The organism is Bradyrhizobium sp. MV1.5 (genome assembly GCF_055807615.1).
In genome coordinates this window covers 25,051-36,700 of sequence record NZ_JBVVPL010000056.1, presented here as the reverse complement: position 1 = coordinate 36,700, position 11,650 = coordinate 25,051, and the positions used below count along the sequence as shown (strand labels likewise).

Annotated in this window: 13 protein-coding genes, 1 tRNA gene and 1 pseudogene; 9 read left to right on the top strand and 6 right to left on the bottom strand. The window is 65.4% G+C overall.

All coding sequences use genetic code 11. The features are described 5' to 3' along the window. Positions 1–216 precede the first annotated feature (216 nt). From AC0L2J_RS31615 to AC0L2J_RS31605, 3 genes are read right to left on the bottom strand one after another with little or no spacing between them, the layout of a single operon-like run. Positions 217–1,035 (bottom strand): enoyl-CoA hydratase/isomerase family protein, encoded by an 819-nt coding sequence (locus AC0L2J_RS31615; protein ID WP_007604623.1) that lies wholly within the window; start codon positions 1,033–1,035, stop codon positions 217–219. A gap of 15 nt (positions 1,036–1,050) precedes the next feature. Beyond that, positions 1,051–2,211: an acyl-CoA dehydrogenase family protein gene (locus AC0L2J_RS31610; protein WP_008133127.1), complete on the bottom strand. Its 1,161-nt coding sequence runs from the start codon at positions 2,209–2,211 to the stop codon at positions 1,051–1,053. 17 nt (positions 2,212–2,228) lie between these two features. Further along, a complete protein-coding gene (locus AC0L2J_RS31605; RefSeq protein ID WP_473395595.1) occupies positions 2,229–3,293 on the bottom strand; it encodes an acyl-CoA dehydrogenase family protein in 1,065 nt (354 codons plus the stop codon). 235 nt (positions 3,294–3,528) lie between these two features. Here AC0L2J_RS31605 and AC0L2J_RS31600 point away from each other — a divergent pair, with 235 nt between their 5' ends. After that, positions 3,529–4,311 carry an SDR family NAD(P)-dependent oxidoreductase gene (locus tag AC0L2J_RS31600; RefSeq protein WP_473395594.1) on the top strand — a complete coding sequence of 261 codons (783 nt, stop codon included), beginning with the start codon at positions 3,529–3,531 and terminating at the stop codon, positions 4,309–4,311. A gap of 141 nt (positions 4,312–4,452) precedes the next feature. Here AC0L2J_RS31600 and AC0L2J_RS31595 read toward each other — a convergent pair whose 3' ends face one another. Both AC0L2J_RS31595 and AC0L2J_RS31590 read right to left on the bottom strand, forming a co-directional pair. Then, positions 4,453–4,725, bottom strand: coding sequence for a GlsB/YeaQ/YmgE family stress response membrane protein (locus tag AC0L2J_RS31595; protein ID WP_080586664.1), 273 nt, complete (start codon positions 4,723–4,725; stop codon positions 4,453–4,455). Between the two features lie 32 nt (positions 4,726–4,757). Next, positions 4,758–5,333 carry a YidB family protein gene (locus AC0L2J_RS31590; RefSeq protein ID WP_473395593.1) on the bottom strand — a complete coding sequence of 192 codons (576 nt, stop codon included), beginning with the start codon at positions 5,331–5,333 and terminating at the stop codon, positions 4,758–4,760. Positions 5,334–5,491: 158 nt separating this feature from the next. Between AC0L2J_RS31590 and AC0L2J_RS31585 the strand changes: the two genes are divergently transcribed. Further along, the gene (locus AC0L2J_RS31585; protein WP_473395592.1) at positions 5,492–6,493 is read left to right on the top strand and encodes a 2-dehydropantoate 2-reductase; all 1,002 of its coding nucleotides are present in this window, start codon (positions 5,492–5,494) and stop codon (positions 6,491–6,493) included. Positions 6,494–6,529: 36 nt separating this feature from the next. After that, positions 6,530–6,745 (top strand): hypothetical protein, encoded by a 216-nt coding sequence (locus AC0L2J_RS31580; protein ID WP_007604631.1) that lies wholly within the window; start codon positions 6,530–6,532, stop codon positions 6,743–6,745. Between the two features lie 165 nt (positions 6,746–6,910). On the opposite strand, the gene AC0L2J_RS31575 is transcribed toward AC0L2J_RS31580, so the two are convergent. Further along, positions 6,911–7,543, bottom strand: coding sequence for a hypothetical protein (locus AC0L2J_RS31575; protein WP_007604633.1), 633 nt, complete (start codon positions 7,541–7,543; stop codon positions 6,911–6,913). Between the two features lie 208 nt (positions 7,544–7,751). On the opposite strand from AC0L2J_RS31575, the pseudogene AC0L2J_RS31570 reads away from it, so the two are divergent. From AC0L2J_RS31570 to AC0L2J_RS31545, 6 genes and pseudogenes are all read left to right on the top strand, one after another. Beyond that, positions 7,752–8,006 (top strand): annotated as a pseudogene (locus tag AC0L2J_RS31570) (AMP-binding protein); the annotation flags it as partial. A gap of 155 nt (positions 8,007–8,161) precedes the next feature. After that, positions 8,162–8,800 carry an RraA family protein gene (locus tag AC0L2J_RS31565; protein ID WP_473395591.1) on the top strand — a complete coding sequence of 213 codons (639 nt, stop codon included), beginning with the start codon at positions 8,162–8,164 and terminating at the stop codon, positions 8,798–8,800. 28 nt (positions 8,801–8,828) lie between these two features. Next, positions 8,829–9,200: a dimethylsulfonioproprionate lyase family protein gene (locus AC0L2J_RS31560; RefSeq protein WP_007604636.1), complete on the top strand. Its 372-nt coding sequence runs from the start codon at positions 8,829–8,831 to the stop codon at positions 9,198–9,200. A gap of 46 nt (positions 9,201–9,246) precedes the next feature. Next, the gene (locus AC0L2J_RS31555; RefSeq protein WP_473395590.1) at positions 9,247–10,203 is read left to right on the top strand and encodes a tripartite tricarboxylate transporter substrate-binding protein; all 957 of its coding nucleotides are present in this window, start codon (positions 9,247–9,249) and stop codon (positions 10,201–10,203) included. 97 nt (positions 10,204–10,300) lie between these two features. Next, positions 10,301–10,377 (top strand) — tRNA-Arg (locus tag AC0L2J_RS31550). A 126-nt stretch (positions 10,378–10,503) separates the two neighbouring features. Next, the gene (locus AC0L2J_RS31545; RefSeq protein WP_007604638.1) at positions 10,504–11,643 is read left to right on the top strand and encodes an amidohydrolase/deacetylase family metallohydrolase; all 1,140 of its coding nucleotides are present in this window, start codon (positions 10,504–10,506) and stop codon (positions 11,641–11,643) included. The last annotated feature ends 7 nt before the right edge of the window (positions 11,644–11,650 follow it).

Here is an 11,650-nt window from a genome sequence, read left to right as displayed (position 1 = left end):
GACGGCTCCTGTGAATGAGTTTCTGACAACCTCATTCTGGCACACTGATGCCGTAAGGGGCCGTCCACACCATCACCACAGGGAGTGGTTTGGCGAAGACTCGTGGTTTCCAGCTTCGCGCCACAACTTCTCCCTGGGGTAATGGGTCCTGGCTTTCGCCAGGACGACCATGGAGTGTCTGGCCACGTCGCCCCGATGCGACGCGTAAGGCGGCGGCTACCGCCCCCTGAAATTCGCCACGCGCCGCTCTTCGGTGGCCTTCACGCCTTCCTTGAAGTCTTCCGTCGCGCGCAAGCGGGTCTGCTGCTCGAGCTCGTGATTGGTCGCGGCCATCACGCGGTCGGCGAGGCCAGCGCGCATCGTGGCGCGGGTGGAGACGAGGCCGAGCGGGGAGCATTCGGCGATTTCGCCGGCGAGCTTCAGTGCGGCCGCCTTGACCTGGTCCTGCGGCACCAGTTCGTTGGCGAGGCCCCATTTGAAGGCCTCTTCGCCGGTGACGCGGCGGCTGGTGTAGAACATCAGCTCGGCGTTGTTCTTGCCGATCAGCTCGGGCAGCGTCACGGTCAGGCCGAAGCCGGGATGGAAGCCGAGCTTGGTAAAGTTCGCGGAGAAGCGCGCTTCGGGGCAGGTGACCCGGAAGTCCGCCGAGACCGCGAGGCCCAATCCGCCTCCGATGGCGGCGCCCTGCACGGCTGCGACGATCGGCTTCTTGGCGCGGAAGATGCGCACGGCCTGGATGTAGAGATGGTTGATCGCCCCGAGGCTGTCGGCCGGATCGCCCTTGGCCGTCTTATCGGCTTCGCGCGCCTCTTGCGCCTGCCGTGCCGGGTCCTGGAAATTGGCGCCGGCGCAAAACGCCTTGCCTTGCGCCGACAGCACCGAGGCGCGAATCTCGATGTCGCGATCGAACTCGTCGAGCGCGTCCGCGATCTGGTTGATCAGCGATATGTCGAAGAAGTTGAGCGGCGGGCGGCGTATTTCGATGGTGCCGACGTGACCAACTTTTTCGACTCCGATATCTTTGTAAGTGCTCATGATGTCCTCGAATGATTAGCGCAAGCCAAGCCCGCGGGCGATGATGCCGCGCAGCACCTCGGTGGTACCGCCCTGGATGGTGAGTTTCGGCGCGGTCTTGATGGCGAAGTCGAGCTGCCGCTCCAGCGTCTCGCGGTTGGTCGCGGTCTCCTCGACGAAAGCGGCGAGATCGCGCACGCGGTGCGGAAGCTGCTGCTCCCACACCGTGCCGATGTCCTTGACGATGGACGCTTCGACGACGGGCTCCTTGCCGGCCTGCAGCATGCCCGCGACCGAGACCGACATGCGCCGCATGGTGTGGAGCTGCGCCACCAGCCGGCCGATGCCTTCGGCGCTGCGCGTGTCCGGGTTTGGGCCGACCGCGCGAACCAGCTCGGTCAGCACGTAATAGGTCTCCAGGAAACGCTCGGGGCCCGAACGCTCATAAGCGAGCTCGCTGGTCGCCTGCTTCCAGGCGCCATCGACTTCACCGAGCACATGATCGTCGGGCACGAAGAAGTCGGTGAAGACGACCTCGTTGAACTCGTACTGGCCGGTGATCTGGCCGATCGGGTTCACCTGGATTCCCGGCTGCTTCATCTTGACCAGGAACTGCGTCAGGCCGTGACGGCGGTTCTCCTTGGTCGGCTGCGAGGTCCGGAAGATCGCGATCATGTAGTCGGCGATGTGGGCCGATGAGGTCCAGATCTTGGTGCCGTTGATGAGATAGCCGCCGTCGGTCTTGGTCGCACGCGTCTTCGCGGCGAACAGGTCCGAGCCGGAGTTCGGCTCGCTCATGCCGATCGCAAAGCAGATCTCGCCGCGGCAAATGCGCGGCAGGATGTCCATCTTGATGTGCTCGGGCGCGTATTTGATCAGCACCGGCCCGCTCTGGCGGTCGGCGACGAAGAACCGCCGCGTCGGCGCGTTGGCGACGCGCATCTCCTCGGTCACCACGTAGCGTTCGAGAAACGAGCGCTCCTGGCCGCCATACTTCTTCGGCCAGGTCATGCCGAGCCAGCCCTTGGCGCCGACCCTGCGGGAAAATTCCGGCGCGTCGGTGTCTTCGCGGTTGGGCTTGTGCGGATCGAAGGTGCCGGCGGCGATTTCCTCCGCGAGGAAGGCGCGCACTTCCTTGCGCAATTGCTCGCATTTCTCGGGGAGGCGGATCGGATCGAAACGGAGGGCAGCGGTCATTGTTGTCTCGTCCCTGATCAGCGCGAAGCCACGAGCGGCCACAATTCGTCGGCGCCGCGGTTGGCAATGAGCTTGCCGAGCTCGACGGCCCAGTGGCTTTCCGAACCGAAATCATCGCGCCAGGCCAATGCCCGCAGCGAATAGCGGTGCAGGATGTGCTCCAAGGTGAAGCCGATCGCACCATGGACCTGATGCGCGATGGCGCCACCCTTTTCCGCGGCTTCCGCGCAGCGGATTTTTGCGGAGGCGGCTTCGAGGTAGACCGCGTCGTCGAACGACTTTGCATTGGCGATGGCGTCGGCCGCGGAAGTGGCAGCCGCAAGCGCAGCGGCCGACTCGCCGGCGAGGCGGGCGAGGTTGTGCTGTACCGCCTGGAATTTGGAGATCTTCTTCTCGAAGGCGACGCGCTCGTTGGAATAGCGCACGGAGATGTCGAGCATCGATTCCAGCGCCCCCGCGATCTGAAGGCTGCGCGCGACGCCGCCCATCAGCATCATTGTGGTCTGGTCAAAGCCGTTCGGGGCGGGCTTGATGGTGACGGGCTGCACCTTGTCGAGCGTGACGGTGTCGCTGTGGTCGTAGCCGACATTGAGTCCGGTCTCGATCCGACCCTTGCTCGCATCGACCAGTGCAATCGAAGCGCCGTCCTTGCCGTGGGCCAGCACCGCGAAGTGCTTTGCCGCCTTTGCGAAGGGCACGCCGCGGGCGCGGCCGGAGAGCGCACCGTCGGCATCGAGGGTGATACGATCCTTGGGCGACGCCGGCAGCACCGTCATCTCGCCCTCGGGGGATGCGATCTTCGCCTGCGCCAGCAGCCAGCCCGACAGCATGGTCTCGGCCAGGGGAACCGCGACTGCGAAACGGCCGGCTGCGTTCAGCAGCGCAAAGCCGTCGGCAAGGCTCGCGCCGGAGCCGCCGAGATCGTCCGGCACCCAGGCCAACGGCAGGCCGGCCTCGCTCAGCGCCTGCCACAGTGGTGCCTGCCACGAATCCTTCTTGTCGTTGTTGACGGTCTGCGGATCGGCGAGATCGGCGAAGATTTTCTCCGCGGTCTCGACGACGATATTGTCACTCTCCGCCACAGCGTTCCCCGTGTTTTGCCATTGGCGCATCCGACCCGTGGGGTGAGCGCGCAGGTTCTTCTTGCGCCCGATGATCCGAAAAAGCCATGGCCCTGACAAGCGCTGATCGCAGGTCAACCTGCGGCGCGGGCATGGGCGACACGTTAATTCCGCTTAGCGGAGTTTGCTCGATTTGCAGGGCGCCGCAAACTCGCTAAACAGAACGTCGATAGTCAATCAGGGGAAGGAAATCCGGATGGCAAAGGACAGTTTGTGCGCAATCGTGACGGGGTCCGCCTCCGGCCTGGGTGCTGCGACCGCGGAAATTCTCGCACGGAGCGGAGCGCGGCTCGTCATCAACTATTCCTCGAGCCAGAGGGAAGCGGAGGCGACCGCGGAGCTTTGCCGCAAGGCGGGCTCACCGGAAGTTCTGGTCGCGCAGGGCGACGTCTCGAAGGATGACGATTGCCGCAAGATCGTCGCGGCAGCCGGCTGGGGCCGGCTCGACGTGCTCGTCAACAATGCCGGCACCACCAAGCATGTCGCCCATGCCGATCTCGACGGATTGTCGGCGGAAGATTTCCAACGCCTGTACGGCGTCAACACCATCGGCCCGTTCCAGATGGTGCGCGCGGCGCGCAGCCTGCTCGAGGCCGGCGCCAAGGCTTCGGGGCGGCCGTCCGCCGTGGTCAACATCTCGTCGGTCGCCGGCATCAGCGGCGTCGGATCGTCGATTGCATACGCTGCAAGCAAGGGCGCGCTCAACACCATGACGCTGTCGCTGTCGCGCGCGCTGGCGCCGCTGATCCGCGTCAACACGGTCTGCCCGGGCTATATCGACACACCCTGGTTCACCAAGGGCCGTGGCGAGGCTGGCGCCAAGCAGGTGCGCGACAGCGTGGTCGCCAAGGTGCCGCTGAAGGTCGCATCATCGGCGGAAGACATCGCGCAGCTCGTCTGCTTCCTGGCGATGCCGGCCTCCAGCAACATGACCGGCGAGGTCGTGCGCATGGATGCGGGGATGCATTTGGTGACGTGAGTCGCGCGGCGCCCTCTCTCCACGTCATGGCCGGGCTTGTCCCGGCCATCCACGCGCTGCTCCGCGGATAGGAGAACGTGGATGCCCGGGACAAGCCCGGGCATGACGATGTGGATGTGGTGTAGATGACGGCTTAGTGCGTCACCCCTTGATCACGCCGCTCGCCACCAGCCGGTGCCAGATGAACAGCACCACCACGGCACCAATGGTGGCCATGATGAATCCCGCGCCCTGGTCGGGACTGTAGTGCCCGATGGCCTGGCCGATGAAGGTCGCGAGAAATGCGCCGGCGATGCCGAGGATGGTGGTGAGGATGAAGCCGCTCGGATTGTTCGGTCCTGGCGCCAGCCAACGCGCGATGAGGCCGGCGATGAAGCCGACGACGATGATCCACAACAAGCCACCCATGCTCATGTCCGTGCTTCCTCGCTTTGACGAAACTAAAATCAGACTCTGCCCGCGATCTCTTGCTCGGTCGGCAGCCGTCCGTCCGGCGTCAGATGATCGACCACCTGCGGCAGATACTGGCTGAGGCCGGAGAGCAGCTCGTCACGCGACAGGCCGCTCTGGGCCGACAGGCTCTCGATCTGGTCGGCGCCGAGCGCATTGGCGAGATCGCCTGGTGCGATCGCCTTGTTCTCGCCCTTGCCGACCCAGGTATTGGCAGCGTCGCCATGACCGCTCTGCTGGAGCTGGTTGAGGAGATCGCCGAGCCCGCCGCTGAGCACGCTGCCGGCCGCGCCGCCCGCGAGCAGGCCGCCAAGGCCACCCTTCAACAGGTCACCGAGGCCGCCGCCAGCGCCCGCATTCACCTGCGGGGGGAGATGCGTCGGTGCCGGGGACGGCTGCGGCGCGCTGCCGCTCTGATTGCCGCTCAAATGCTTGAATGCCTTCCAGGCGAGCAGGCCAAGCAGCGCCATGGTCATGGGCGACATGCCACCGCTGGATGAGGATTGTGAACTCGGCGTGCTTGGGCCGCGCGGGCCGTTCTGCATGCCGTTGAGGACGTCGAGCAAACCCATGGCGTTCTCCTTTGGCGCTTTCCTGCCGGTAACAAGCCCCGCTCGAAAACATATGAGGCTGTCATGACGGTTACAAGGCGATTGCGCCGCGACTACGGGAATGGGCAGCAGTCACAGCCTCTGCTATCGAGGGCAGATCGTTAAGGGGGCAGGCAAAGGTGATGACGGATCGACCGATCGTGGTGGCCGGCGCGGGCGCCATCGGATGTTTCGTCGGCGGCACTCTGGCGGCCGGCGGCCGCCGCGTCGCGCTCCTGGTGCGGCCGCGGGTGAAGTCCGAGATCGAGCGGTTCGGCTTGCTTCTGACCGATTTCGACGGCTCGCAGAAGAAGCTCGGCGCGGGCCGACTCGCGCTGTCGGAAGATCCCGCGATCTTGCACAGCGCCGGCATCGTGCTGGTCACGGTGAAGAGCGCCGACACGGCCGGTGTCGCGGACCAGATCGCGCAGCATGCGCCGCAAGACGCCGTCATCGTCTCGCTGCAAAACGGCGTCGGCAATGTCGCCATGCTGCGCGAGCGCCTCGGCGACCGCCGCGTGCTCGCCGGCATGGTGCCTTTCAACGTGGTCGGGATGGGCGAGGGCCGCTTCCACCGCTCGACCTCCGGCGACATTCATGTTGGCCAAGATGATACGAATACGGCCGCAGCGCTGTCGGTGCCGGGGCTCACCATGCGCGCAAGCCGCGACATCACCGGCGTGCAATGGGGCAAGCTGATCATCAATTTGAACAACGCGCTCAGCGCCTTGTCGGATATGCCGCTCGCCGCGCAATTGGCGAACCGCGAATGGCGAAGGCTGTTCGCCGATCAGATGGCGGAGGGGCTTGCTGCGATGAGGGCCGCCGGCATCACACCGGTCTCGGCGACGCCGATCCCGTCATCCTGGACGCCCACCTTGCTGAGGCTGCCTGATCCGATTTTCAACCTGATCCTGGGAAGGACCATGAAGATCGATCCCGAGGCGCGTTCCTCGATGTGGCAGGATTTGAAGCAGGGCCGCAAGACCGAGATCGACTATCTCCAGGGCGCGATCATCGCGCTCGCCGAGCAGAACAATGTTGACGTGCCGCTGTCGCGCCGCATTGTTGCGCTGATCCAGGAGGCCGAGAGCGCGGGCCAGGGTCCGCCGCGGCTGTCGCCGCAGCAGATCCGCGGGTAACGCATGAGTGCAGGCTGCACGACGGGAGGAGCAACGATGAAGCGTCGCCTGATGATCGGATTCGCGCTGGCCGTGGTCTGCGCCGCGTCCTCGGTCGCGGAGGCCCGGCCGCCGACGGTCATGAACTCTCCCGGTTATGACAGGCGATTGCAGGAGAGCAGGTCGCAGTTGGGTAATTCACCGACAACAACGGCACCGGTGAATGCGCCGGTAGCTCAACCGAAGCGCAGTAAGAAGAAGCACACGAACTGAGGCCGCATCCTCAGCCGTCGTCCTGGCGAAGGCCAGGACCCATACCGCGGAATCGATCAATAGTGAGCGGTCGGAGTACCGAACTACAAGTCTGCCGCCGAACTACCTCTTGGGATAATGGGTCCTGGCTTTCGCCAGGACGACGGCGGGGCTTGTGGGCGCAGCTCAGCCCTTCTTCGCGGGCTTGCTCGGCGTCGGGCTGAACAGCTTCTTGATATCGTTCAATCCATCCGACAGCCGCGGCCATTCGCAGGAGAACGAGCCCTTGGTGCAGGGTGCGCCCTTCGGCCGCGGCCGCGCGTCGCCGATGGTGGCCTGCTGGACTTTCGGCCGCTCGACCGGCACGGGCACGCGCTCCACGTCGGTGCGCAATGCGATCCGCTGGAGCTGCTGCAGCTGTTGTTCCTGCTGCTCGCGCTGCTGGCGCGCGGTGGCTTGCGCGGCTTCATTGCTGCGGCGCTGATTGGCGAGATAGGCGGTGTAGGATTCGTCGATCTTCTTCTGCTCCTCCGGCGTCGGATTGGGGCCGGCGATGTCGAAGGTGCGGTCCTGGAGGAAATCGTAATAGGAATAGCCGCCGCCTGCCTTGCGCCGGCCGGCGAATTTGGCGTTGCAGTCGGCAAGCGCAGCCGTCTTCTCGGACTTGGTCGTGGCTTTTTCGGCGGCGTCGGCACAGGTCTCGAAGTCAACAGGCGCGCGCTTCCACCATTGTGCCTGGGCATGCGACGGCGCCAGCAGGAAAAATCCTGCTGCGACAACGACAAGCGCCGCACGACGCGATGCAACTACGTCCGACATTCTACGAGAGCATTCCTTGCAAAACTCAACCCGAACTGAGTCGGGCTGATTTTTGCCCCTTTATGGCCGGCTTGTCACCCATGGAACCGGGGAATTTCATGGCTGCGATGCTGACATTTTTTGCTTGACGTGGCGCAGGAGTCACAGCGTCACTTCATCCTGCGCTCGCCTCATCGGCGACGCCAAGAAAACGAAGTGGAAACGCCTGATGCTGCTGCCCCTGTCCGACGTGCCGCGCTGGTACGCCGCGCGCAAACCGCAAGGCACGATCGCCGTCCGTCACGGGCAGGATACGCTGACATGGGACGCGCTCGAGCGCGGCGCCAGCCGGCGCGCGCGGGCGTTCATGGCCAGGGGCGTCAAGCCCGGCGACTTTGTCGCGATCGGGTTGCCGAACGGCAATGCGTTCTTCGAGACCTCGTTTGCGGTGTGGAAATGCGGAGCGACGCCGACCTCGAGATCGTCGGCGCGCCGCCGCGCGACGATTCCGGAAAAGTTCGCCGTACGCTGTTGCGCGACGAGCGCGCGGCGTGGATGAAGGAGGGGCGCGCCTTCCGGATCTGGCCGGCGAAGGCGCGGGCGCACGCCGAGTAGAGAATTCACGGGAAGGACTGAATTATGACCATCACCATTGCTGCGAACGCTGTGCCGAAGCCGCCGGCTGCGATCATCGAGGGTTTTCGCGGTGCGCCGACCTCGGTCATTTCGGACAATCTCGGCCGGCTGCCGGGCGCAGTGGGGCTCAAGCCTTATCATCGCGGCGCCAAGCTGGTCGGCACGGCCTTCACGGTCCGCACCCGTCCGGGCGACAATCTCGCCATCCACCGCGCGCTCGAGCTGGTGGGCCCCGGCGACGTCATCGTCGTCGATGGCGGCGGCGATGAAACCCGCGCGCTGGTCGGTGAGATCATGAAGAACATCGCGCAATGGCGCAAAGCCGAAGGCTATGTCATCGACGGCGCGATCCGCGACGTTGCGGCGTTCGCGGCCGATGACTTTCCATGTTATGCCCGCGCCGTGATCCACCGCGGCCCTTACAAGAGCGGCCCCGGCGAGATCAATGTGCCTGTTTCGATCGGCGGCAGCGTGATCTCGCCCGGCGACATCGTCGTCGGCGACGAGGATGGCGTGGTGTCGTTTGCCGCCGCCGGTGCCGCGGCGCTGCTGGACGCCGTGCGCGCCCAGGTCGCGCGCGAGGAGGAGACGCTGAAGGCGATCCGCGAGGGCCGTTATCAGGGCTCGTACAGCAAATCCTGATCAGCGAAAAAAACAAGGGGAGGATGGCGTGAGCCAGAAGGACGAATTCCACAATCTCGACGATACCGCCGACGGGCTGTTTCGCGAGCTCGCGGCAGGGGTGACCACGCGCATCTTCTCCGGCGAGCAGGCCATGCTGTCGGTGGTGACGCTGGCGCCGCATGCGCAAGGCACGCTGCACCATCATCCCGAGGAGCAATGGGGCGTGCTGCTCGACGGCTCCGCCATCCGAGTCCAGGGCAGTGAGGAGATAGCCGTGAAGAAGGGCGACTTCTGGCGCACGCCGGGTAATGTGCCGCACACCATGCGCGCCGGCCCCGACGGCGCCCGCGTGCTGGACATTTTCAGTCCGCCGCGGCCAGAATACAGAAAAGCGGGATCCGGTTTCGGGACGACTTAAAGCGCCAAGAGCAAAAGCCGGGCGCAAGAAAACAGGGGAGGGGACCATGAAGATCACACGACGGACGCTGCTCGCGGCGCCGGCTATTCTCGCGATGACGCCGGCGTTGGGCCAGGCTTCAAAAATCACGCTGGTGGTGCCGTTTCCGCCGGGCGGATCGACCGATGCGATGGCGCGGCTGCTCCAGAGCCACCTGCAAACCAAGCTCAACCGCATCGTCATTGTCGAGAACAAGTCGGGCGCCGCCGGCGCGCTCGGCGCGGCGCAGGTCGCCAAGAGCCCGCCTGACGGCTCGACGTTCCTGGTCACCTTCGATTCCCACGCGGTGATCCCCTCCATCCTCGACAAGCCGCCCGTCGATGTCGAGCGCGAACTGATGCCGGTGTTGCTGGTCGGCACCGCGCCTTACGTGATCGCCGCCGGTGCGGGCCGTCCCTACAAGAGCTTTTCCGACGTGGTGGCGGCCTGCAAGGCGACGCCCGGCGCGGTGAAATATGCCTCCGTCGGCATCGGCACGCTCGGCCATCTCGCCATGACCGTGCTCGGCAACAAGGCCGGCGTCGAGATCACGCACGTGCCCTATCGCGGCGGCGGCCCTGCGATGAACGACGTGCTCGGCGGCCATGTCGACCTGATCGCGGGATCGGCGGCGCTGGTCGCAGCCCAGCTCGGCACCAACATGCTGCGTCCGATCCTGCAGCTCGGCCGCGAGCGGCTGCCGGGCCTGCCGGATACGCCGACCGCGATCGAGGCGGGCTTTCCGGATTTCGAGACGCTGGCCTGGTGGGGCATCTTCGCGCCCACCGGCACGCCGCCGGACATCGTCGCAGCCCTCGCAACGGCGTCCAAGGAGATCCTGAGCGAGCCCGCGACCGCCGCCCAGCTCAAGGACACCCAGCAGATGACGCTGCTGCTCGAGGACGGCCCCGCCTTCAAGACCTTCTTCGACAAGCAGGTCGCCACTTGGGGCAAGGTGGTGAAGGACAACAATATCAGGGCGTGAGATGACCGGCAGCCCTCCGCATTGAGCAACGCGGAGGGCTTCCGATCCCGCCTCCGCTTTGATAAGAAGCCCCGGTAACCCGCTCTGCGGGTTCCGCGGTCCCGTAGCTCAGCCGGATAGAGCGACGGTTTCCTAAACCGTAGGTCGGAAGTTCGAGTCTTCCCGGGATCGCCAGAATTTCAGTGAGCAATCGTCGCGTTTGCCACGCTCGTCGGCGCAAAAATTGCTAGAAGCGCGAAGCTTCCTTCCTGGCCCCGGCTGATTGCCGGCCCCGCCTAGCTGCCATATCCGGAGACGACAATGCCCTTCGACTTGATCCTGCGCGGCGGCCGTGTGGTCGACCCGTCCCAGAAGCTCGATGCCGTGACCGATGTCGCCTTTTCGGGCGGCAAGATCGCTGCGATCGGCACCGGGCTCAAGGCCGATCCGGGCACCGACGTGCGCGACGTGTCTCGCTACATCGTGACGCCGGGGCTGATCGATCTCCACACCCATGTCTATTGGGGCGGCACGTCGCTTGGCATCGACGCCGAGGAGTTCTGCCGCCTCTCCGGCGTCACCACCGCGGTCGACACCGGCAGCGCGGGGCCCGGCAATTTCGCCGGATTCCGCAAGCATGTGATCGAGCCGAGCCAGGTCCGCATTCTCGCTTATCTTCACGTGTCGCATGCCGGCATTTTCGGCTTCTCGCACCGGATCATGGTCGGCGAGAGCGAGGAGCTGCGGCTGATGAATCCGATCGAGGCGGCCAAGGTGGCCGACGCCAACCGCGACCTCATTGTCGGCATCAAGGTGCGCGTGGGCTTGCACTCCTCGGGCACGTCGGGCGTCGTGCCGCTCGACATCGCGATCGAGGTCGCGAACGAAGTCGGCATGCCCCTGATGGCGCATATCGATCATCCGCCGCCGAGCTATGAGGAGGTGCTGGCGCGCCTGCGCCCCGGCGACGTGCTCACCCATGCGTTCCGGCCCTTCCCCAACACGCCCGCGACCGCGCAGGGGACGGTGAAGCGGGCGGTGCTCGACGCGCGCGAGCGCGGCGTGCTGTTCGACATCGGCCACGGCAAGGGCTCGTTCGCGTTCAAGACCGCACGTGCCATGCTCGCCAACGGCTTCTATCCGGACACGATCTCGTCCGACATTCATCAACTCTGCATCGACGGCCCGGCCTTCGATCAGGTGACGACCCTTTCGAAATTCCTGTGCATGGGCATGCCGCTGTCCGACGTCATCGCAACTTCGACTGTCAACGCTGCGATGGCGCTGCGGCGCCCCGAGCTCGGCAGCCTCAAGCCGGGCAGCGTCGGCGACGCCACGCTGATCTCGGTGAGGGAAGGCCAGTTCGACTACGAGGACGTCGTCGGCGAGCACCTGATCGGCGATCGCAAGATCGTCTCCGAGGGCGTCGTCATCGGCGGCCGCTGGTGGCATCCGAACTGAGCGGCGG